The organism is Ruegeria halocynthiae (genome assembly GCF_900106805.1).
Classification (GTDB): Bacteria; Pseudomonadota; Alphaproteobacteria; order Rhodobacterales; family Rhodobacteraceae; genus Ruegeria; species Ruegeria halocynthiae.
In genome coordinates, this window is the sequence record NZ_FNNP01000004.1 from 76,139 (window position 1) to 97,215 (window position 21,077).

The 21,077-nt window shown below is 59.3% G+C and carries 22 protein-coding genes; all 22 read right to left on the reverse strand.

The annotated features are described in order from the left end of the window. Positions 1-219 precede the first annotated feature (219 nt). A complete protein-coding gene (locus BLU89_RS12670) occupies positions 220-921 on the reverse strand; it encodes an RNA polymerase sigma factor (RefSeq protein WP_074737207.1) in 702 nt (233 codons plus the stop codon). A gap of 2 nt (positions 922-923) precedes the next feature. Further along, positions 924-1,448: a cupredoxin domain-containing protein gene (locus BLU89_RS12675; protein WP_074737208.1), complete on the reverse strand. Its 525-nt coding sequence runs from the start codon at positions 1,446-1,448 to the stop codon at positions 924-926. After that, the gene (locus BLU89_RS12680; RefSeq protein ID WP_218129424.1) at positions 1,445-2,023 is read right to left on the reverse strand and encodes a hypothetical protein; all 579 of its coding nucleotides are present in this window, start codon (positions 2,021-2,023) and stop codon (positions 1,445-1,447) included. Before BLU89_RS12680 ends, BLU89_RS12675 begins: the two co-directional genes overlap by 4 nt. A gap of 338 nt (positions 2,024-2,361) precedes the next feature. Continuing rightward, on the reverse strand, positions 2,362-3,261 hold the full coding sequence (locus BLU89_RS12685) for an FAD:protein FMN transferase (protein WP_074737210.1): 900 nt from the start codon (positions 3,259-3,261) through the stop codon (positions 2,362-2,364). Further along, on the reverse strand, positions 3,258-3,773 hold the full coding sequence (locus tag BLU89_RS12690; protein WP_074737211.1) for a nitrous oxide reductase accessory protein NosL: 516 nt from the start codon (positions 3,771-3,773) through the stop codon (positions 3,258-3,260). Before BLU89_RS12690 ends, BLU89_RS12685 begins: the two co-directional genes overlap by 4 nt. Beyond that, positions 3,770-4,591 (reverse strand): ABC transporter permease, encoded by an 822-nt coding sequence (locus BLU89_RS12695; RefSeq protein WP_074737212.1) that lies wholly within the window; start codon positions 4,589-4,591, stop codon positions 3,770-3,772. The genes BLU89_RS12690 and BLU89_RS12695 overlap by 4 nt, the downstream gene beginning before the upstream one ends. Beyond that, positions 4,588-5,481, reverse strand: a complete 894-nt coding sequence (locus BLU89_RS12700; protein WP_074737213.1) for an ABC transporter ATP-binding protein — start codon at positions 5,479-5,481, stop codon at positions 4,588-4,590. The genes BLU89_RS12695 and BLU89_RS12700 overlap by 4 nt, the downstream gene beginning before the upstream one ends. Next, positions 5,471-6,727 carry a nitrous oxide reductase family maturation protein NosD gene (locus BLU89_RS12705; RefSeq protein WP_074737214.1) on the reverse strand — a complete coding sequence of 419 codons (1,257 nt, stop codon included), beginning with the start codon at positions 6,725-6,727 and terminating at the stop codon, positions 5,471-5,473. Before BLU89_RS12705 ends, BLU89_RS12700 begins: the two co-directional genes overlap by 11 nt. Before the next feature lie 3 nt (positions 6,728-6,730). Then, positions 6,731-8,638, reverse strand: coding sequence for a TAT-dependent nitrous-oxide reductase (gene nosZ, locus BLU89_RS12710; protein ID WP_074737215.1), 1,908 nt, complete (start codon positions 8,636-8,638; stop codon positions 6,731-6,733). A 14-nt stretch (positions 8,639-8,652) separates the two neighbouring features. After that, a complete protein-coding gene (locus BLU89_RS12715; protein WP_425441413.1) occupies positions 8,653-10,776 on the reverse strand; it encodes a 4Fe-4S binding protein in 2,124 nt (707 codons plus the stop codon). A gap of 44 nt (positions 10,777-10,820) precedes the next feature. Beyond that, complete coding sequence (locus tag BLU89_RS12720; protein ID WP_074737217.1) at positions 10,821-11,285, reverse strand: DUF2946 family protein; 465 nt, start codon at positions 11,283-11,285, stop codon at positions 10,821-10,823. Between the two features lie 104 nt (positions 11,286-11,389). Beyond that, a complete protein-coding gene (locus BLU89_RS12725; RefSeq protein ID WP_074737218.1) occupies positions 11,390-11,653 on the reverse strand; it encodes a hypothetical protein in 264 nt (87 codons plus the stop codon). Beyond that, complete coding sequence (locus BLU89_RS12730; protein WP_074737219.1) at positions 11,610-13,163, reverse strand: nitrite reductase; 1,554 nt, start codon at positions 13,161-13,163, stop codon at positions 11,610-11,612. The genes BLU89_RS12725 and BLU89_RS12730 overlap by 44 nt, the downstream gene beginning before the upstream one ends. Continuing rightward, a complete protein-coding gene (nirJ, locus tag BLU89_RS12735; RefSeq protein WP_074737220.1) occupies positions 13,138-14,352 on the reverse strand; it encodes a heme d1 biosynthesis radical SAM protein NirJ in 1,215 nt (404 codons plus the stop codon). The genes BLU89_RS12730 and nirJ overlap by 26 nt, the downstream gene beginning before the upstream one ends. Positions 14,353-14,355: 3 nt before the next feature. Next, a complete protein-coding gene (gene ahbB / locus BLU89_RS12740) occupies positions 14,356-14,838 on the reverse strand; it encodes a siroheme decarboxylase subunit beta (protein WP_074737221.1) in 483 nt (160 codons plus the stop codon). After that, positions 14,835-15,284, reverse strand: coding sequence for an Lrp/AsnC family transcriptional regulator (locus tag BLU89_RS12745; RefSeq protein WP_074737222.1), 450 nt, complete (start codon positions 15,282-15,284; stop codon positions 14,835-14,837). The genes ahbB (BLU89_RS12740) and BLU89_RS12745 overlap by 4 nt, the downstream gene beginning before the upstream one ends. Next, positions 15,281-16,270, reverse strand: coding sequence for a siroheme decarboxylase subunit beta (ahbB, locus tag BLU89_RS12750; protein WP_074737223.1), 990 nt, complete (start codon positions 16,268-16,270; stop codon positions 15,281-15,283). Before ahbB (BLU89_RS12750) ends, BLU89_RS12745 begins: the two co-directional genes overlap by 4 nt. Positions 16,271-16,274: 4 nt before the next feature. Beyond that, a complete protein-coding gene (locus tag BLU89_RS12755) occupies positions 16,275-17,420 on the reverse strand; it encodes a cytochrome D1 domain-containing protein (RefSeq protein ID WP_074737224.1) in 1,146 nt (381 codons plus the stop codon). Continuing rightward, positions 17,417-17,716 (reverse strand): c-type cytochrome, encoded by a 300-nt coding sequence (locus BLU89_RS12760; RefSeq protein ID WP_143030583.1) that lies wholly within the window; start codon positions 17,714-17,716, stop codon positions 17,417-17,419. The genes BLU89_RS12755 and BLU89_RS12760 overlap by 4 nt, the downstream gene beginning before the upstream one ends. Before the next feature lie 76 nt (positions 17,717-17,792). Then, positions 17,793-18,554, reverse strand: a complete 762-nt coding sequence (cobA, locus tag BLU89_RS12765) for a uroporphyrinogen-III C-methyltransferase (RefSeq protein WP_074737225.1) — start codon at positions 18,552-18,554, stop codon at positions 17,793-17,795. A gap of 213 nt (positions 18,555-18,767) precedes the next feature. Then, positions 18,768-19,181 carry a cupredoxin domain-containing protein gene (locus tag BLU89_RS12770; protein ID WP_074737385.1) on the reverse strand — a complete coding sequence of 138 codons (414 nt, stop codon included), beginning with the start codon at positions 19,179-19,181 and terminating at the stop codon, positions 18,768-18,770. 53 nt (positions 19,182-19,234) lie between these two features. After that, positions 19,235-21,025 carry a NapC/NirT family cytochrome c gene (locus tag BLU89_RS21885; RefSeq protein ID WP_074737226.1) on the reverse strand — a complete coding sequence of 597 codons (1,791 nt, stop codon included), beginning with the start codon at positions 21,023-21,025 and terminating at the stop codon, positions 19,235-19,237. Between the last annotated feature and the right edge of the window lie 52 nt (positions 21,026-21,077).

Genomic DNA, 21,077 nt, shown 5'->3' on the forward strand with positions numbered 1-21,077 from the left:
AGACATACCGAAATAAGGCTGTCGTTTTGTTGAAAGAGATGCCGATGACAGCTTTCCGCGGACCTGGAGGCTTTCCCTAGAAGCATCCTCAACATAGCCATTCGAAGCAACACCAGCAAGATCGGCGTGAGCGGATGACACTGGTGCGAATGACCGCAAAACGAAAGCTGCGGCGACTGACCAGGTCGTCGATGTAGGCTCTGGGTCGAGAGAGCTGCGTCAAAGAGCGCCGTCCGCTTGCAATCTCGCTACTACGAAACTGGTCATGTTGGCGCATCGTTTGCCGCCAAATGGGAAGATTGCTTCGAAGCCACCCCTGATCCGGTGTTCGATTGTAATCCGCAATCGATGTCGGGCGCGAAAGAGGCGTGTTTTTACGGTTATCGGGTTGATCTGAAGTTCGCTTGCGATGGCAAGGATACTCATATCTTCTGCTTCGCGCAGCAGAAACGGCAGTCGCAGATGGGGTGGCAGATCGGAAACGGCAGTTTCAAGCAAGTCTCTCAATTGCGCGCGCCCAAGCGTTGCGTCGGGCAGTTCGGAGCTTTGTCCGGGGAACATAATCACCCTGGGTGTGCTGATTTCGTCCACCGTGTCGTACTCTTCAGAAACAGGCGCCCGTCTGCGCTGCATACGCGACGTGTTGATCACGATCCGGGTGATCCAGGTGGAAAAACGGGCCTGCTCACGAAAACCCTTCAATTTGCTGAACGCAGAAAGATAAGCGTCCTGCAGCGCTTCTTCTGCCTCGGCGTCACTGTCAACAATACCCCGGGCAACGCGAAACAGGCGGGGGTTCAGGCGACGGATAAGTTCCCTAACCGCCAGCTCGCTTCCTTCACGTGCGGCACTTACAAGCTCAGCTTCCGACTTGGCCACATTGCTGGATGCTTGTTGCCTGAGGCTTGTTTGGATCTTCATGATCAGTCCTCCCTGCGAACGATGCCTTCCGAAAGGATCTTCTGTACCAAAGGCAAAGCTGCCAGGACATCTTCCGAAACATCACTCTCATCGTGTGAACTTCCCTCCCAGCCGGAGTCGCCAGGGGTTCCAACTACTATGCGACCAACCATCGCCGCCATTTCGTGTGGTAGGCAGTAGTAGTCATATACGCCTGGTGCGGTCAGGGTGACTTCAAAATACTCATCCGGAAGCAAAAAGTCACTGTCCCACGGTTCGGCCGCACTGGGAATACGTCGCCTTCGATCATAGTTTGCCGGATGAAAGGTGGTCGCCGTATGACTGTTGCCGGGATCGCGATTGATGAACCGGATGGTGGTGCCCGGAGACACCGCAAGCCCAATAGGATCATACCAGATGCGTTCGCCGCGCGGGCTGCCGCGCATCTCAATCGTGGCGACCGGATGCGCTAGCGCGATCCGGGAGCCAGCGACGGCGGCGGCTGCACATCCCCCAAGCCATACAGCATGACGTCGCGTACAGATCATTCAGCCAGGCGATCTTTTGCGTTTTCATCGTGAAACAGAACGATATGTGCGTGTGGCTTATCCACACCAGGGTGCCCGGCATTATAGTATATATCTGTTGAACTGACTGTGTGTGAGCCAATGTTCAGACCGTCAAATGACGTCCCGTTTTGCAGATCATCAAGGGGGGTCATGTAGACCGTGGCTGACAGTCGGCCGTCACGATCATAGGCGAGGAACGGACCAGCGGGCAATGTGGCCGGATCCACGAAAAGCGTTCCCAGACCAGGGATGAACTCGGGCAAGGGGAGAACGTCGCTCACTTTTACATAAGGATCACCGGCTGGCGCATTGGCGAGAGCTTGTTCATCGTGAGCTTTGGCAGCTGGAGCAGCAGCGACGATAAATCCAAAAACAATTACGGTTTTTCTAAGCATGGTTAGGTTCTTTCCAAGGTTTTCACCAGGTGCGCATTCGTGCGCTCCTGGTTCTTTGGATGCAGGAAACGAGGAAAGGTTCCTGAAAATCGACGAACTCATGCAAAAAAGATTGGGAATGCGCTGAAGGGTGGCTTTGCCAGCTATGTTTGAATTCATTCACTTCCGGATTATGCGCTCGCAGCGTATGTCCCCTTCGACGTGCAAATCCGCAGCGCATCTGAGGTCTGGTGCGAGCCCAAACCTTCAAATGCCGCGCATTTCAGCAATGTCTCAATTATAATGTTGATTTGAGCAAGCAATGGTTGTCGCGAATAACCCATCGACCAATAGTGGAACTCCGAACAACATAAACTTTGCAACGGAACCGTCAGATGAGGCTGCTCATGCGAATTTCCAGCAAATCATCGTCTGACGGTCCTGAAACCAAGTCCCAGATCTCATGGTTCGACCAGCCTCTCAATGCATCAATAGATCGAAATGAGATCTGTGCCGCTTCAGATCAGCATTTCTATCTGTGACCCCGGGAAACGCGACACCATTGTGGTCGCGTCAGAAACGGGCATTAGGCACAGGGCGGTTGATAATCCATCGGCCAGTGCGGCTTGTGGGGCGGATACGGATGCTGCCTTGTGGGTTGGATTCTTGCCCTGAGGATTCAGGATGTGGCCCTGATTGCCGCGTAATATAGTTCCTGCGGGGGCAGAGGTTGCGACCGCCCGGTCCTGGACTCTGATCCGTTTGGCAATGGTGCCATCTGGTCCTGACAGCCCGATGCGCCAGAGCTCGCCACTGTTGCGCCGACCCAGGGCTGCGATTTCGCCCATATCCACCAGCACGTCCTGCAGATCGAAAGACCGCAGCAATGCGGCGATCCGGTCTGTAATCGCCCCTTGCGCGATTCCGTTCAGGGTGATAGCCGAGCGCCCGCGATGCGGCAACCGGATTGCATCGATGTCGACGCTGACCTCATCCCACCCGATTAGATGTCGCACCCGGTCTATCTCGGCCTGCGACGCGCCGTTCGCCAATGCCAGCCAGAGCGGTTGTACCGTAGGATCAAACGCGCCGTCCGAGGCGGTGTGCAGGGCCGAACACAGGCTCAGCACGTTCAAAAGCTCGGGGTCTGGAGAGGTCAGAATGCCGGTTTGGTTTAGTCTGCTGATCTCTGATTCAGGGCGGTAGAGGCTGAATACATCCTCAAGCCGGTTCAGCTCGGCTTCGACCGCGGCAAAGATCGGTGCGGCCTCGGTCGGGGAAAGACCTTCGAGGCGCAGGCTGGCAGGGGCACCCAGCGCGATGCCGGCCCATTGGGCAGAGGCCGGTGCAGCACGTGCAGAAACGGCGGCACAGGCGGCTGAAATGGTTAGAAAACGGCGGCGTGTCAGGAGGGTCATGCGGGTGTCTCCAGGATCAGGTCCAGATCGACGGGGCCAAGCACCTCGGCCTCGGGGACCTCAGACATGGGCAAAGCGGTGCCGCCATATTTCAGGATGAAGTCTTTGGCCTCAGACGGATCGGCAAAGGGCACCACCTCGCGTGCGCCCATGCCGCCTGCGACGTCGGCCCCAACGACAAAGGTTGCACCATCGGCGGCGATCCAGTTGGAGATGCCCGGTTGTCTCCAACTGGGTGCGATGCCCATGTCGCTGACATAGACGGCGGTGATTTCGGCGTCGCGTTCTGGGCTTTTCAGATAGGCCAGCATGTCGCGTACTTGTGCGAAGAACAGCGGTGCGGGATAGCCTTCCAGATGGATCTGTCCCTTTGGCCCGCCATGTTCGGCGATGTTCATCTGGCAGAAATAGCTCAGCGCATTTGGGGTCAGATCAACAGGGTCGGGGGCTTCGGCAACCTCTTCCTTGCAGGCCGCCAGCGAGACCAGAGCGATCAGGGCAAGGTGTTTCATGGCTCAACCCTCCGGAAGGCTGCGCGGGCGAGGGCAAAGCCCAGCACCGGCCAGATCAGCAGTGAGGCGGGCGCGGCCCAGACCGGCAGCGCTTGCGCAGCGCCGGTCATGCCGGATGCCATGGCTACACCTTCGGTCGCGGCGATGTTCCACAAACGGAAAGCGTCGGCCGGGTTGGCCACCATCACCCATGGAAAGACGGATTGGGTGAAGCTGCCGCCCTTGTCCATGACGACGGCCCCCAACAGGCCCAAGTCATAGAGAACGACAAAAACCAGCCAGAGCCCGGCCGACAAGCCTGCCGCCGCCGTGGCCCCCTTTGCCATAGCCGACAGCAGGTATCCAAGCGCCAGAAAGACAGCGCCCAGCAGGATCGAGGTAAGGATGAGGCGCGCCAAAGCCATCAGGCTTTCTGGACCAGCGCCGCCAAACCATGCGGCCACCGCGCCTGCGGTGCCGAAACCAACTGTCATAGCAAACGCCAAAGCGGCCAGATGCGCGGTGAACTTGCCCAGTAGAATCTCTCCGCGCCCGGCCGGGTAAGACAGCAGCAGCGACAGGCTGCCGCGATCCACGTCACCGGCGATGGCATCAAAGGCGATCATTAGCGCGAGCAGGGGCGCAAGATAGACCGACAGCGTGGTCATCGACGCGACCGAGACGGTCAGCATGTCGACCCCCAGCGTACCGGTGGGTGCACTGCCCGCAAAGGTCAGTGCCAAGGCGAACAGAACCATGATCAGCGTCGCAACCAGCAGCCAGCGGTTGCGGCGCAGGATCAGCATTTCGGTGCGGGTGATGGCGAGGAAGCGGGTCATTGCAAATCCTCCTGTGCATAGTGGCGATAAAGGTCCTCCAGCTTGGGCGGGGTCATTTCGACATCCGCCACCGCGTCGCCCAACCCGGCGATCCGGCGCAGGGCCTCCATCTTGTCTTCTGGTGTGCAGAGCAATTCAACGGATGCCCCATTGATCCGGTTGCCGCCCAGTTCAGCGGCCAAAGCATCCGGATTGGCGCTGGCGCGTACCTTCAGGCGGATTGGCAGACCCGCCAGCGCCGAGAGGTTGTTCAACGTGTCGTCGGCGACCATCTGGCCCTTGCGCATGATCGCGATCCGGTCGGTGCGGGCCTCAACCTCGGTCAGCGCATGGGAGGCAATCAGCACCGCAGTGCCTTGGGCAGCCAGCTCGTCGATGATAGCGTACAGATCCTGCCGCGAGATCGGGTCCAGGCCCGATGTAGGCTCATCCAGCAACGCCACTTTCGGCTGGCCCAGCAGCACCTGCGCCAGACCCAGACGTTGCCGCATCCCCTTGGAATAGGTGCCGATCCGGCGATCCAATGCGTCGCTCAGACCAACGCGCTCCAGCAGGCCGGGCACATCCGCTTTTGATCCGGACAGTTTCGCGAACAGCGTCAACTGCTCGCGACCTGTCAGCGCGGGATGGAACGATACCGCCTCGGGCAGATACGCCGTCTCGCGCCGCGCCTGTGCGCTGCCGGGGGTGGCGTCTCCGATCCGAATGGCTCCGCCTTCAATCGGGATTAGGCCAAGGATGGACTTGATCAGGGTCGATTTGCCCGCGCCGTTATGACCCAGCAGCGCAACGCGCTGACCGGGGGCAAGGGACAGGGTGATATCGTCAAGAACGCGGGTTTTCCCTCGGTCCTTAATGACTTGGGTAATACTCAGGGCCTTATCCGTCATGAGGCACCTTTTTCATAGCTGGAGGTTCAGGGGCTTGCATCAATGGGTTGCTGTCCATCACACCGCCCGGCAACAGGGCCGGGAAAGCCGATTGCGACCAGCGCACCAGTTGCACGGCAGGCGAGCCGAGCAACAATTTGGCTGCGGGTTGGGTCCACAGCACATGGTCCATACTGTCATTGGGGCGATAGGGGGCGTCGGCAATACCGTCGCCATCCACATCATAAGCGGCGAAATCGGACCAGTAATTGCCGCGTCCGTCTTCGGACCACTCGACCCATTTGGTCGAGACGTATTTCACCTGCGTCCGGTTGCCGATGAACGCGTTGCCAACGATATGGTTGCGTTCGCTGCCAGCGGTAAAGTGGATGCCGATGCCGCACCCTTCGAACCAGTTATCGGTGAATTCATTCTTGTTGGAGTTATAGAGGAAGGTGCATTTTTCCTTGGCACCTATCACCACGTTGCCGGTGATGACGCTCTTGTTGGCGTAGTTCAGCATCACGCCATGCTCGCGGTCATCAATCGATACGTTGTCGGTGATTTTGACGTTGGTTGTGAACATCACCGCATAGCCCAGATCGTTCCCGATCGAGACATTATTGCTGACGACCGAATTGTCCGCATACATGTAGTGCACGGCAAAACGCAGATCGCGGAACAAGTTGCCGGTAAAGGTGTTTTTCTTGGACGAGTTCACAAAGATCCCGTCGCGGCCATAGCGGATGTCATTGTCCTCAACCACCGCACCCGGCGCGTTCCAGACATAGACACCGTTGCCACGCGCGTTCATGTGACGATCCTGTCGTCCTTCGATCCGATTGCGCCGCACGATGCTGTCCTTGGCCCCGTGGATGTCGACGCCATAGAGATTGCCCAACAGCACGTTATCCTCGACCACGGGCGCTTTGGCCGTTTTGGTCAGCTGGATGCCACTGTCGATCCCATCATGGCTTGAGCCCGAGCCGATCACCGTCAGACCGCGCACGGTCACGCCCGGCCCAGTCACCGTGATGACGCTGCCGTCGCCTTGTCCGTCAATAGTGGCCAGTCCCAACCCGTCGATGGTGACGGGCCGGTCCAGAACCAGTGTTTCGGTGTAGATACCGGGGCCCAGGCGGAGGGTGTCTCCATCCGCCGCCTGCGCCAGTATTTCATTGATGGCCCCCGCCCGGTTGGGCACATCCCAATCCGCCGCCCAAAGGGGCGAGCCGAGCAGGAGCGGTATGAGCAGGGGCCAACGCATGGGTTATGCTCCCTGCGGTTCGACCAGCATCCGGCCGCGCATTTCCATGTGCAGCGCGTGGCAGAACCACTGGCAATAGAACCAGTGCACGCCCGGACGGTCAGCGGTGAAGGTGACCGAAGCGGTCGCCATCGGTGCAACTTCCATCGCGATGCCGTAGTTGCCCAGGCAGAAGCCGTGGGTCACATCGTCCACGTCATCCAGGTTGGTGATGTAAACCGTCACCTCGTCACCCTGTTTGACGGTGAACTTCTCAAGGCTGAAGGTCGGGGCCTGCGAAGTCATGTAGACCCGCACCTTGTTGCCGTCCCGGATCGGTTCTTCGGCACCTTCTTCCAGATCGATGCCATCGGCCTCGGCCTGTTTACGGGCGTCTTCCCACGTGATGTCGTTGCGATCCCAGATGTTGACTGGGTTGACGATATCGGCACGCACCATGATCGAGTCATGCGGCTCGGCAAAGGTCGGACCGTCGTGAACCACCTTCATCTCGTTGGATGAGATGTCGATCAGCTGTTCGTTCTCAGGCTTCAGCGGACCCGTGTTCAAGAACCGGTCTTTCGAGAACTTGTTCATCGAAATCAGCCATTTGCCGTCGGCCTCCTTGGTTTCACCCATGGTGGTCGAGTTGTGGCCCGGCTGATAGTGCACATCGACCTTCGAGATGATCGGGTCCACATCTGCGCCACCGTAAGCCTCGATTGCTTTATCAAGGTTCCACTTCACGATCTGACTGTCGAGGAACAGCGTGGTGAACGCATTACCCTGACCGTCATAGGCGGTGTGAAGCGGGCCAAGACCCAGCTGCGGCTCACCCACGATGGCTGAGCGCGGATCGGCGTCGCTTTCGAACAGGGCGTCCAGCTTGGTGACGTCCATGATCGATACGGTCGGCGACAGCTTACCGTTGATGCAGACATGCTTGCCGTCAGGCGCGGTGTTGATGCCGTGCGGTGAGTTCGGGATCGGGATGTAACGGGTGTACTTCTTGTTCTGACCCTTACGGCCGTCCAGAACCTTGACGCCTTTCAGCTCCTGATAGTCACCGGCTTCAATCCCTGCTTCGATTTCGGCGAGGTTGAAGACAACAACGTGGTCCAGTTCGTTCTCGGTCATCTCGGCCAGGTTCATACCCATTTCCGAGTTGTACGAGGTCGAATAGGCGTATTTGCCCTGATAGTCGCAGTCGGTGTTGTCGAGGTTACCCGACACGATCACCTGCCATGCCACTTCCATGGTGTCGCCGTCCAGCGCGGTGAAGATGTTCACGTATTGCGACGGATCGTCCAGCACGGTGCCGTCATTGACCAGCGGAGTTTCATCTTCACCATTGGCAAAGACATAGCCGGTGCGCGGGAACTTCTGCGGACGCAGACCGTGGATCGCCTTAGCGTTCGGGATCTCGGTGATCTTGTCGCATTTCATCACGTCGCAGCGCACGCGGGCAACGCGGGTGTTGGCCTTGTCATTCATGAACAGGTAACGACCATCATAGGTGCCGTCGGTGAACGACATGTGCGGGTGGTGAAGGTCGCCGTTGTCATAGGTTTTCATCCCGCGCTTGGCGAGGAATTCCTTGGTTTCTGGCAGCAGACCATCGGTCATGATCTTCAGCGACTCGTTGGTCTGACCCCAACCGGTGGCCGAGCAGCGGTTGAAGACCGGCACCCGCATCAGTTCGCGCATGGACGGGAAGCCCAGGATGCGCAACTCGCCGGTCTGACCCGAGGACCAGAAGCCATAGTACTCGTCCAGCTCGCCGGGCTGTAGATTGGCGTTAGCCGCAGCGCTGGCCTGTTTCGCGGTCATCAGGGTCGAGCCCAGACCGGTTCCGGCCAGCACGGCGCCGGTTGCGGTTGCGCCCAGCATTCCGCGGCGTGTGATGTTCAGTTTGTTGTCATGTTCCGACATGATCGTTCCTCCTTTTAGGAAACGGTTTTCGGTTTGGCGTTCGGATGGTTCGCCGGTGGTTGTCCGAGTGGGGTCTTGAGATCGACCGACCCTGTCTTGGCCCGCCGCTTAAGCTGGCGGATAACGACGGGACATTTGTCCTCGGACTGGTAGAGCACCTGACAATGCAGGCAGGTGACGCACTCGTTCGGATTGATCTCACCGGTGGGGTGGATCGCCTGAACGGGGCATTCATTGGCGCAGGTCTGACAGGGCGTGCCGCAGTCCTTGTAGCGGCGCAGCCAGTCGAACATGCGCATTCGGGCCGGGATCGCCAGCGCTCCGCCCAGCGGGCAAAGATAGCGGCAATAGAACCGCTCAATGAACAGTCCGATCCCCAGCAAGAGCAGCGCAAAGACCACGAAAGGCCAGTCGCGCATGAATTTCAGAATGATCGCGGTCTTGAAGGGCTCGATCTCGGCATATTTCTCGGCCAGCGGGATCGAGACAAAGCTGAGGCCGAAGAGACCCAGGAAGATCATGTATTTCGCAGGCCAGAGGCGTTCGTTCAGGCCCCAGGGCAGGGTCCATTGCGGCACGCGAAATGCCCGCGCGATCTTGTTGGTCAGCTCCTGCAATGCACCAAACGGACACAGCCAGCCGCAATAGGCCCCACGCCCCCAGAACAGCAGCGCGGCGGCGACGGCGAACCACTGGATGAAGACCAGCGGGTCCAACAGGAAAGCATCCCAACTGAACCCGGTGCGCAAGCTGCCTGCCAGCGCCATCAGGTTCACCACGCTCAGCTGGGCATTGGCATACCAGCCGATGAAGAACAGGGTCATGGTCAGATAACCGATGCGGAACCAGTAGAAGAACCTTGCATTCATCGTGGCGTGGAACTGGAAGAAGAAGGTCGCGCTCAGAACCAGCAGCATGACGCCAAGGACACCAATTTCGAAGGTGCGATCCTTCCAGATGCGCTTCCAAAGGGCGGCCTTGGCCGCGGCTTCGCCCGTGGCATCGTCTACGACAGCCGGGGCGGCAACAGGCAGCAGATACTGCTCGGGCAGTTTGTATCCCAGATCGAATGTCAGGAACGTCTTCTCAACCGCACCCACAGCCCGTTGCACCAACAATTGCAGGCGGAACGGCTCGGCTGGATCAAACTCCGCCTCAGCGGGGATTTTGAAGATATCCAGTTCGGTGAAGCTGGGCGCATCCGGGGCTGCGACCTTGCCAAGGCGTTCCTGTTGTTTGTCAAAGAACCGCACCGAATTGTCGCCCTGGATCAACTGAATCCGGTCGAAAATGCCACCGCGCACATAACCCGAGCCCTTGAAGCTGTAAGTGCCGCGACCCAGCACCAGAATGGCCTGTTCACCTTCGTCCAGCCACTCGGTCAGGTTCTGATATTCAGCCTCGCCCAACAGGGACTTGCCGATCGACGGCACCGAGACCAGCGCCATATGCATGTCGATGAAGGTGTCATCCGGCTCGCCCGGCTCAGGCCGCTTGATGGCGCGCTGATCACCCGTGGCCTCAAAAGCTGCGTTGACCTGACCGACATCCAGTGTCAGCCGCCGCACCGAACCGTCTCCCGACAGCGTGCTCCAGTCGTAAACGGCATCCTGCGCCATATCGACTTCGCGCTTCGGCCCGTCCGCCTGTAGCGGAGACAAGCCGCCCAGACCAAGTGCACGGGCGACCTTGATCCCACCACGCACAAGGCTGTCATCGATCACCATGATCGTCACGGTTGCGCCCGAGATGATGTCGAGGTCATGCCCCTCGCCACCCATCTCAGTTTCGACCTTCAGATCGAGACCGGTGTAGCCTTCGGTCAGCTCGACCATACGCGCATTGGGAATGCCGATCAGCACGATCGGTTCCGAGTGTTTGACCAGTTGCACGCCGGTCAGAATCGCATCGTCATCGATAGCGGCGACCACGTGGATCGGCTTGCCGGAATACCCGGTGGTGCCGACGAAATCTGATGTCAGGAAAGCCCAGGCAACCGTCTCGCCTCCCTTCAGAACGGGGGCAACGGGCACATCCTCGCGCACCGGACCAAAGGCATCGGCGCCAGGGGCCAGATCGGCGGGTTCAAGCTCGGGCAGGAAACTGGCGAGGCTGTCGGCCTGTGCGCTAAGCGCCATCAGACAGGACAGAACAAGGGCCAGCAGAAATTGGGTTGCGCGACTTACGACCACGGCGCACCTCCGATCACTTGGGTGGGTGCCATGGACGCGCGCAGGGCGCGTTCAGATTCTTTATGGGTTGCGAGCGGGGGCCCCCGGGTTTCGGGCCACAGCCTGTTTGAGTTGTACAACTCAAAAGATTCGCTGAATTCGCAGCGTACAAATTGCACAATTCCCGCCCGCGTCAGCTGAGGAAGATCCGGAACCGGTGCTGCGATGGTGAGCGCGCACAGCGCGCAGTCAGCGCATTTCGGGCAGGGCGCAGTCGGGTCAGAGGTTTCATCTTCAAGGTCAACCTCGACCCAGACCGCGCCCGCCTCCGAGCAGATCTCCATCCATACACTTTGTCCGGGACTCGCCAGCGCCGGACCAAGCGTCTGCAACAACAGAAGGACAATGCCTGCCAACCCAGTTGCCGCGCGAAACGCACGGGCAGATAGGTTGTGCAAAGGGACTAGCGCAGGCATGGAGACTCCGACTCGGGAAGTTATGCCTGCGTTTTAGGGGATTTGTCGGGGGGGATACTTGACTTAGATCAGGTACGGGGAATTTCTGATTTTACAGTTATAAATCAACCGTCTGCCTCATCCATCAATCCGCGCACCCAACGCCCTGTCAACCAGGCAGCAGGCACGCCCAATGGGATCGCCCACATGATCGCGGGTACTGGTCCAATGGCGCCGAAACCCACGCTGTGCAGGATCAGGCCAGCCAGAAACAGGTTGATCGCCACGGTCAAAGCCGTCGCAGGATAAAGCAAGATGGCCAATTTCCAGACCGGCCATCTGCCCTCAGTGGCTGGTGCCTTCTGAGAAGGTGATCTTGTTCCAGACATTGTACTTTCCTGAAGGTTTGCGCATTGGAAGGCGGCGGACCTCTTCCAGTGTTTTTGCATCATAGATGATCACCGCGCCGTCATCTTCCCAGATCGAAACCAGTGCGTGACTGCCGTCCTTGGTGAACTCCACATGGGCCACGGTCTTGCCCGGTGCAGGGCGTAAAGTCTTCACGATTTCAAGGCTTTGCTTGTCGATAACATGCATGGCGTCCTTGTTTGGTCCGAAGAAGACATCGGCCCAGACATACGGCGAATTCTCGTGGCTGCGCATGAAGAAACCGGGTCCTTCAGTCTTGATCCGCTTGACGGTTTCCCATGTTTCCATGTCGATCACCGACACCGTGCCATCGGTCAGATGCGGCGTCGCCATCACGGTCGTGTCGCCATGTTTCCACGTAATCCCCGAGCCTAAGTGAGGCATCCCCGGCAGGTCCAGGTCTGCCACTTTCTGACCGATGACAAGATCGATCACCTGGCCGCCCTTGCCATCACGCGATGCGCCCATCACGTATTCATAGCTCTGGTCAAAGAAGAAATCATCCAGATAATCGGGCGTGGTGATCTTGCGCACTGGGAAGGGATTCGGATTCTTGAACTGGCCTTCGATGCGGAAGTCATGCCCAAGCCCGAATTGCGGCGGGTTGTCCCCGTAGAAGACCTCCCAGATCTCGGGCACATCTTTCAGCGCCAGAACAAAGCTCTCACGCGGGGGCGCCTGGTACACGGCCGAGACGCGGCTGGGGTTTCCCTTTTTACTTTTGATTTCAATGACCTTGGCAACCGAGAGGTCCTCGGTCGACAGCAGGGTCAGCGAGTTCGGCAGGTAATTCGCCACGGCCACCCATTTGCCATCGCCGGACATGGCAATGTTGCGGCTGTTCAGGCCTGCGCGCACGCGGCCCACCTGTTTCAGCGCCCAGATGTCATATTTCTGCACCCAGCCATCGCGGGACATGATGAAGACATATCGCCCGTCCGGACTGAACTTTGGGCCACCGTGCACTGCAAACGGCGTTTCAAACCGGTCGAGCACTTCGAACGTATCTCCGTCCAGAACGCTGACATGATGATCGCCGGTCTCAACAGCCAGCGTGATGTTCATCGGGTCACTGTCCCAGACGGGCGCATCTACAGATACATAATCTTCGTCCAAAGTGCGGCTGGCCATGATATCGGCTTCGCCCCATTCAGGGTTACTCTCCAGCGGAGATTTCAGCCAGCCCGCCAGTTCCTCGATCTGCAGCGCGTCGAGTTCATGGGCAAACGCAGGCATCTGAGTTGCTGTGCGACCCTCGGCGATGACGGCGGCCACGCGGGGGCCACGCATGCGCTTCAGAGCCTCGGGGATCAACGCCGGACCGACGCCGCCCAGACGGTTTTCGCCGTGGCAGGATGCGCAGTGTTCTGCATAATCCGACGGGGCATCCGCCCAGGCGTCGCCGGTCAGCAACAGGGCACAGAGTACTCCGGTTTTCAGAGTGTCAAAAGAACTGGTGCGCCGGATCATGGCGTTTCCCCCGGAATGGCGTGACCTGCAGGCGTTCGCCTGCGTCATTGACGCCGATTTCTTGGTTTGACAGGTAGCAGGCCGGATCTTCGGCCCAAGGGTCGCCAGTGACCTGCAAAGCCCGGATACGGGTGTTGCCGCCACAGACGTCTTTCAACTGACAGGCCCCGCACCGCCCTTTGAGCGGGCGCGGACGGGTGCGCAGCATGGCCAGCATTTGATCATCGCCGGTCCAAAGTTCGGAAAACGGCGTCGTTTTTACATTGCCCACGGTATAATCCGACCAATAGGTGTCGGGATGCACCCGACCCAGATTGTCGATATTGGCCACACCCAGTCCGCTGGAATTACCACCCCAGGCCGCCAAGTGTTCGCGCACATGAGCCGCCTTTTCAGCGTCGAAGTTTGCGTGAACCCAATTCAGAAAATATCCGGCATCGGCATCGTTGTTGCCGGTCACGACGTCCAGCGGTCGCCCGCCCGAGGCAGCTTCCCATGCACGTTCCAGCAAAAGGTCTAATCCCTTGCGGGTGCGCAGATGTTCGGCATCCTCGCCCCGGTTCTTATCGCCGCGCCCGGCGTAGACAAGGTGGGACAGATAGAATTTGTCGACGCCCTCGTCATCACACAGCTGCAGCAGGTCGGGCAGATGATGCTGCGTGCCCTCGGTCAGGCAGAATCGCAAGCCGACCTTGATACCGCGCTTCTTGCATTCCCGCACGCCGCGCAAGGCGTCGGCAAAGGCGCCTTCGACGCCGCGGAACCAGTCATTCGTGGCCCCGATACCATCCAGAGAGATGCCGACGTAGTTGAACCCGACATCGGCAATCATGTCGGCGGATTCGTCGTAAATACGCGTGCCATTGGTCGACAGCGCCAGCATCGGCACCAGATCGCGCGCGCGTTTGGCGATGTCGAAGAAATCGAACCGGTCCAGCGGCTCCCCACCCGAGAGGATCAGGGCCGGGACGCGAAATTGACCCAGATCCTCAAGGGTTACCATGGCTTGCTCGTGGCTGAGCTCGCCGGGAAACGCAACATCCGCCGAAACGGTATAGCAATGGCGGCATTTCAGATTGCAGCGCCGTGTCAGGTTCCAGATCACCACTGGTTTCACCGGCCCTGGGCGGCGTTTGCGCACAGGGGTCGGTTTCACGAGGTGATGCATGTATTCGGTCAGGCGGAACATGTCTCAGCCTTTCTTTTTCAGGCGCAGCCCTGTCTTTTTCAGGATACGCGTGGAATAGAGGATGTCTTTCGCCTGACAGGCGTCGCCGAGGATGGCGGCAATCTCGGCACGTTTCTCCTCGACTTCAACACGGTCGGTGCCGTGAACCATGGCGAAAAGGTTGTAGGGCCAGTCAGGCAACGCACGCGGGCGTTCGTAGCAGTGGGTCACGAATGGCAAGGCGCCAATCTGGGCCCCCAGTTCGGCAATCCGGCTGTCTTCAACATCCCAGACGGTCATTCCGTTTGCCATCATCCCCAGCTTGTAATGGTTCGGAGCGGCGGCGATCCGGCGGATCACACCGCGCGATTTCAGTTTCGCCAGACGGTCCAGCAGGGCGCCCTCGTCTAACCCAAGGGTTTCGGCAACAACGGCATAAGGTGCGGGCACGAGCGGCAGGCCGCTTTGCAGCGCTTCGATGATGTGTCTGTCTGTCGCGTCGATCATGCTGCCACCCGGAAGCCGATAAAAAATTCCTGCAGTTTGGGGAAACGCAGAACCTTGATCCCCGTTTCCCGTTCGATGGCATCGGCCGTTGCAGCGATTCCTTCGGGTGTTTCGGTTGCCAGAACGAACCACATATTCAGCCGATGCGTGCGTTCATAATTATGCGCGACCTCCGGATATGCATTGACTTTGGTCAGGACCGGTTCGAAGTCATTGTCCGGCACTGCCATGGCGCACAGACAAAACGCCCCGCCCATTGCGGCGGCGTCAAAGAATGGTCCGAAACGTGTGATGATCCGCTGCTCTTTCATCCGGGCGAGCCGGTTCAGCAGGTCGTCTTCGGCAATTCCCAACTCTTGCGCTACGCTGGTAAAGGGATGCGCGGTCAGCGGCAGGTCGTCCTGCATTCGATTCAAGATCGCGCGGTCGGTTGCGTCTAGGGTCATGCTGCCGCCTCCTTCGGTTGGATCAGGGCGCCGGTCTGCTTGAAACAGCGTGTTGAGAACAGGACCTTGTGCCGTGTTCCTGCCAGTTCGCGCAGGGAAGAGGCGCCAGCCAGAATATCCAGTGCTTCGTTACGCGACCGGGCGTGGATCATGGAATAAAGGCGATAGGGCCAGACACCCTCGACCGGGCGGCGTTCGTAACAAAGGGTCACGCCGGGATGTGCTGCAAGCACGGGACCAGCGGTGGCGACCTGTTCGGCGGGTATATCCCAGACCACCATCGCATTGGCCGACCAGCCCAGCGCCCGGTGACGCACGATGACCCCGAGGCGCGAGATGATGCCCGCCCGGTGCAGTATGCGGATACGTTCCATCACGTCCGCTGCGTCCCGGCCCAACGTGTGTGCCAGAGCGGCAAAGGGCGTCTCTGTCAAAGTCAGGCCCGAGCTGAGCGCCTGCAGCAATGCGCGGTCTTCGGCTTGCATGGCCGAGCAATCCACCTTGCGAGGGCCGGGGACGTTGCGCGCATGTCCTGACATGCGAAAGCCCAGATCCACATTGAACGGGCGCACCAGGCGTAGGTCCAGAACCCGTAACCCAGAGCGCTGGCTGATGCGCGCCAGTGTTTCATCGACATGGGCGCGGTCCGGCCCCGTGGCGACGAACCAGAGATTCCAGTCATCCTCGCGCTGGTAGTTGTGGTTCACTCCCGGTTCGGCATCGATCATGGCGGCGACTTCTTCCAGCCGGTGTTCCGGAGCGGCAACCGCCGCCAACGTGCTGGCAGAAACCGCGCCAGGGGCGATTGTTGCGCCGACGCGGGTAATCCGCCCGGTGGTGCGCATACGACCCAGGCGATCGATCACCTCGGCTTCGTCCAGCCCCAGCGCGAGCGCCAATACCTGAAACGGACGCTCGGTCACGGGAAAGTCGCGCTGGAACTCGTCCAGCAGACGGCGGTCGATTGGATCGGTGATGTGGTTCATCGTCTCAAAGCCCCGTTCTGTGCGCGCGGGCGGTAAAGAAGATGCCGGATGGACTGTCTGCTTCGATCTCGCGCAGCTTCTCGAAGGTTCGGGTGTCATAGACCATGACCTTGTTGGCATCGCGTACGCTGATCCAGACCTCATGCCCGCGCGGCGTGAATTCCATATGCAGCACAGCCGGGCCGGGTTTGAATTCGTGAATGATTTCTTTGGTAACTGAATCAATCACCTGAATCGTGTCGTTCAGTGGGTGGGCGAAATTCACCCAGACTTGCCGACCGTCGGGGCGGGCCATAGCAAAGACCGGCTGGCCGTGGGTTTGGGTGCGCCCGGTCTCGATCAGGGTATCGGCATCAATCCACAGAACCTGCGGGTGGCCGACGGCAGGCAGGACAAATTCGCGCCCGGTCAGCGCCCAGCCTTCCAGATGAGGCATCTTGTAGACCGGCATTTCCTCTTGTCCGCGGCCGTAATCGGGCAGGACGCGGATGGGCTCGGGGGTTTCGTCCCAGAGGTCCAGCGCCGTCAGACCGTCCTCACCGAACAGGCCGGTGATGTAGGTGCGGCCATTGGCAGTGATCAGTGCGTCATAGGGGTTTTTGCCCATGTCAGGGATCTTAGTGATCTCGGGGCTGCCGTTGGCAAAGTCGGCGATCCATGTCTCGCCGGTATCCCACATGGTGAACACGAACCGTCGACCCGGCGCATCGACCAGGCCGATGGTTTTGCTGCCCGTGGGAATATCCGCGACCATCTCCAGCGTATCGGCATCAAAGACGCGCACACCGCCGGGTTCGTAGTTCGATACAGCCACCAGCTTGCCGTCATCCGAAATCGCGCCACCAATGGCGTTCCCTGCCTGCACGACACGGCTCTCGATCTGACGGGTGACGATATCGACCTTGGTCAGACCTCCATCACGACCGAACACGTAGGCGAAACGTTCGTCCGGCGAATAGACCAGCGAGGCATGGGACAGATCGCCCAACCCTTCGATCCGGGCCAAAGCGGCGCGGTCGGATTGATCGACCAGAAGGACTGAGCCCTTGGCGCGTTCGATCACCAACCCGAGGTCTCCGGTCGCGGTGGGTTCGGCATGTGCTGCTGTCATCATCAAGGTGGCGGCAAGGCCAAGGATGAGCTGTTTCATTGTGCCTCCGATTTCAGAAGATAGCGGGCGATCCATTCGGCCTCTTCCTGAGAGATCAGAGGCCTCCATGGGGGCATTGCGGTGTCAGGGATGCCATCAAGGATCACACCGGTAAGGACGTCAGCGTCGTAGTGTTCCAGCGTCTCGGCGCGCAGATCGGGGCCGAGCCCCCCTTTTAGCGATAACCCGTGACACGATCCGCAATCCTGATGCACAAGTCGCTTCAACGCGTTCGGATCCAGCGTGTCGGCGGCGAAGGCGGATGTGGCCAGTACAACGGCCGAGGTCAGAGCCACGCGAGCGGCCCAACCTGTACGCCCCGGCGCAGTCTCGGATTTCGCAGCACGCAGCCCCAATTGAATATGGGACAAGCTAGCCATGAGCTTGCTCCAAGATCAGGTCGAGCGTATTTTCGGCGTAAAGCGAGACGACCTGACCAATGATGAACAGTGTCGGCGCCTTCAGCTCGGCCTTTCGCACATCCGCCGCCAGCCGGTCCAGTTGGGAAACCAAGCGGTGCTCGTCGGGCGTGGTGGCTTGACTGATCGCCAGTACAGGGGTCGAGCCGGGCAGGTTTTCAGTCATCAGCCCGATGGCGATCTGGCCGATATTTGCGACGCCCATGTACACCACGAGGGTCGAATCCGGGTCAGCGAGGCGTTTCCAGTCGAGATCCAGAACTTTGTCGGCCTGACGATGGCCGGTGACATACTGAACCGAGGTCGCCAACCCGCGATGGGTCAGTGGTACACCGGTCGAGCTGGACGCGCCTTGTGCTGCGGTGATGCCGGGTGCGTATGCGACGGCAATGCCATGGGCGCTCAGATAGGCGGCTTCTTCCGAGCCACGGCCGAAGATCATCGGATCGCCCCCTTTCAGGCGGGCAACGGTGTGTCCGGCGCGGGCTTCTTCCAGCAGTATCTCATTGATGCGTTCCTGCGGTACTGTGTGGCATTTCGGAGCCTTACCAACCGGGATCAGCCGCGCGCCTTCGGCGTGCATGGCCAGAATTTCATCCGACACAAGACGGTCATAGACAACCACATCCGACGCTTGCAGCATCCGCAGGGCGCGCAGGGTCATCAGCTCAGGGTCGCCGGGGCCCGCACCAATCAGAAAAACGTTACCGCTCATGATAAAACTCGCTTGCTCTGAGTGTCGTCTGAGCCCGGTTTTTCCGGCAGGTCTTGTGTTCGAATCCGTTCGACATTCGGGACGTTGCTGGGTGAGCCGGGCGTGTCATGGGGGCAGACTGGCGCAATCGCAAACAAGCCTCCTTGACATAAGTTAAGGAGCGCGGGATTTGCGCCCGCGCCCCTTAAATCCTGCCAGTAGTTCTGCCTCGGCTCAGGGTTCGACTGTGATCATTGCGATCATGTTTTGCGTCTCCCAATGCGGACCGCACAGGTAATCCTGCGGACCGGGTGTTAGGAAGGTCAGATCAACCGATTCCTCGGGGAACAGACGGTCGCTTTCAGGTTCGCTGCCATCTTTCAACAGCACGCTGTGGCTGGTGCGTTTATCGACATTGACCCAACGAACCGTGGTACCTGCCTTCACCGTGAGTTCGGTGGGGCAGAAGTTGTACTTGTACATCAGCACCACTTCGGCGTCTTCGATCGAAGCCGAAGACTGGCCGAACAGCTCGACATATCGCTCTTCGGCTTCAGCACAGATGGCCGCAGTTTCATCGTCTGCGGCCAGGGTGGGTGTTGCCGCGAACAGCAACATCGCTGCAGGAAGAAGGCTTTGGGGTTTCATGGTCCATGTCTCCTTTCCAAAAAGGCAGGGGCCGGATGACCCGGCCCCGACCATTATTGCTTCACCACGTTGATGAAGGCCGCGTCGTCATCCATTGCCAGGCTGGTGTTCAGCGTCACGTGGTGGAATCGTGCGGCGGCAAAGTCGTCGTGGATCGCAAATCCGACCGTGTAGGTCTGACCCGGCTCCAGTGGCACGTCACCCGGCGCGCCCGAGTTCAGTGGCCGTGAGAACACAACCGTCCACATACCAGCATCAAGGCTGGCTGAGGCTGCGATTTCGCCCTCATTGACCACACGTTGCTCCAGCAAATAGCCGTTGGTGGCGCTGCCATCGGCATAGACACGCATCAGGTCGAGATAGGTACCATCCTTAAGATACTGTGCGATCTCCTCCTCGGCTTTCAGCTTGTCCCAGCCACCCAGCGCTTTGCCGCGACGGCCTTTGACTTCGACATCGGTGCGGCTTTCGCTGATGTATTTGGTCACGGTGTCCTGTGCGGTCACGCGTCCCGCCACATCGGCGTTGCCTGCGATGGCGTCTGCCTCCGGGGCGAAGGGCATATAGGTGTTGTCGGCGTGGCACGAAGCCCAGCAACCCACCTGATCCCCCATCTCGATCCCGGTGCCGGTGATCATCATGGCAACCTTGATCTGGTTGTCAGGGTCCATTTTGCCGCCATCGACAAACGGTGCAGGATTATGCCCCGCATCCGGCCATTGCAGACGAACATAGAGATTCTGATCGTCATGCGCGGCCTGTACGGTTGCATCGATCACACCACGCTTGCCAGGGATCGGCGTTGGTTCCAGCTCACCACCTGCAACGATCTTGTTGCCGATGGTGTCCAGCTCTTTGGCATGACAGGTGGTGCATTGGTCGCCACCTTTGGTCAGCGGGCGTGCGCCACCGTGGAATTTGCCGTTTTGAACCCATTCAAACGAAGCCTGACCGGGGTAAAACAGCTTCAGATCCGCTGTGGCCACCGCGTTCCAGTCAATGTCCGAGCCGACATCGCTGCCACCTCCACCGCCTGAGGGTGCTGCGGCATCTTCACCGCTGGCTGCGGCGCGCTCTTCGGCCACGGCCGCATCCACAGCCGCAGCAATCTGAGCCTGCACGGCCTCATGCTGCGCCTGCTTGGCGGCCTTTTCTGTCGCGGCTTCAGCGGCTTCTTTGGCTTCGATCCGTTCCAGGCTGGCCATGTATTCTGGCGGGATCTCACGGATAAAGTCCGGGTTCGGCGCTTCAAGTTTCTCCAGATACTCTTCGTCGGCCCGGTCGCGGGCATCCGAGTGAGCAATCCCCTTGTGACAGTCGATACAGGTTTGACCGACGGTCATCGCGTTCATGTGTTGCTGACGCGCGCGGGGCTTCTGAAATTCGGGCATCATCGATTCGAAATCGTGACAGTTGCGGCACTCGCGCGAGTCGCTGGATTTCATCCGTTCCCACTCGTTCATCGCCAGATGCACGCGCTTGGCCTCGAACTTCTCGCGCGTGTTGATGGTGCCGACCATCTTGCCATACAGTTCCTTGGACGCCTTGATCTTGCGGATGATCTTGTGGGTCCAGTCTTTGGGCACGTGGCAGTCGGAACAGACCGCACCGACGCCTGAACGGTTCACATCGTGAATCGTGCCGGTGTATTCTTCAAAAACAAAATCTCGCATCTCGTGACACGAGATACAGAAATCCTTGGTGTTGGTGGCTTCCATGGCGGTGTTGAAACCACCCCAGAAAACGATGCCGGCGACAAAGGCCGCCGCGATACCGGCCACAGGCATTCCCCAAAGGAAATACCGGCGCCAGATCGGTTTTTTCTTATCCGGTTCGGAGGTCATATCCGGGCTCCGTTTTGGCTGTCAGTCTGGCCTTGTGTGGCAGGCCGGTGAA

Coding starts and splice junctions, on each gene's coding strand:
- BLU89_RS12670 (WP_074737207.1), bottom strand. CDS start 921: ATGAAGATCCAAACAAGCCTCAGGCAACAAGCATCCAGCAATGTGGCC.
- BLU89_RS12675 (WP_074737208.1), bottom strand. CDS start 1,448: ATGATCTGTACGCGACGTCATGCTGTATGGCTTGGGGGATGTGCAGCC.
- BLU89_RS12680 (WP_218129424.1), bottom strand. CDS start 2,023: ATGAATTCAAACATAGCTGGCAAAGCCACCCTTCAGCGCATTCCCAAT.
- BLU89_RS12685 (WP_074737210.1), bottom strand. CDS start 3,261: ATGACCCTCCTGACACGCCGCCGTTTTCTAACCATTTCAGCCGCCTGT.
- BLU89_RS12690 (WP_074737211.1), bottom strand. CDS start 3,773: ATGAAACACCTTGCCCTGATCGCTCTGGTCTCGCTGGCGGCCTGCAAG.
- BLU89_RS12695 (WP_074737212.1), bottom strand. CDS start 4,591: ATGACCCGCTTCCTCGCCATCACCCGCACCGAAATGCTGATCCTGCGC.
- BLU89_RS12700 (WP_074737213.1), bottom strand. CDS start 5,481: ATGACGGATAAGGCCCTGAGTATTACCCAAGTCATTAAGGACCGAGGG.
- BLU89_RS12705 (WP_074737214.1), bottom strand. CDS start 6,727: ATGCGTTGGCCCCTGCTCATACCGCTCCTGCTCGGCTCGCCCCTTTGG.
- nosZ (WP_074737215.1), bottom strand. CDS start 8,638: ATGTCGGAACATGACAACAAACTGAACATCACACGCCGCGGAATGCTG.
- BLU89_RS12715 (WP_425441413.1), bottom strand. CDS start 10,776: ATGGCGCTTAGCGCACAGGCCGACAGCCTCGCCAGTTTCCTGCCCGAG.
- BLU89_RS12720 (WP_074737217.1), bottom strand. CDS start 11,285: ATGCCTGCGCTAGTCCCTTTGCACAACCTATCTGCCCGTGCGTTTCGC.
- BLU89_RS12725 (WP_074737218.1), bottom strand. CDS start 11,653: ATGTCTGGAACAAGATCACCTTCTCAGAAGGCACCAGCCACTGAGGGC.
- BLU89_RS12730 (WP_074737219.1), bottom strand. CDS start 13,163: ATGATCCGGCGCACCAGTTCTTTTGACACTCTGAAAACCGGAGTACTC.
- nirJ (WP_074737220.1), bottom strand. CDS start 14,352: ATGTTCCGCCTGACCGAATACATGCATCACCTCGTGAAACCGACCCCT.
- ahbB (WP_074737221.1), bottom strand. CDS start 14,838: ATGATCGACGCGACAGACAGACACATCATCGAAGCGCTGCAAAGCGGC.
- BLU89_RS12745 (WP_074737222.1), bottom strand. CDS start 15,284: ATGACCCTAGACGCAACCGACCGCGCGATCTTGAATCGAATGCAGGAC.
- ahbB (WP_074737223.1), bottom strand. CDS start 16,270: ATGAACCACATCACCGATCCAATCGACCGCCGTCTGCTGGACGAGTTC.
- BLU89_RS12755 (WP_074737224.1), bottom strand. CDS start 17,420: ATGAAACAGCTCATCCTTGGCCTTGCCGCCACCTTGATGATGACAGCA.
- cobA (WP_074737225.1), bottom strand. CDS start 18,554: ATGAGCGGTAACGTTTTTCTGATTGGTGCGGGCCCCGGCGACCCTGAG.
- BLU89_RS12770 (WP_074737385.1), bottom strand. CDS start 19,181: ATGAAACCCCAAAGCCTTCTTCCTGCAGCGATGTTGCTGTTCGCGGCA.
- BLU89_RS21885 (WP_074737226.1), bottom strand. CDS start 21,025: ATGACCTCCGAACCGGATAAGAAAAAACCGATCTGGCGCCGGTATTTC.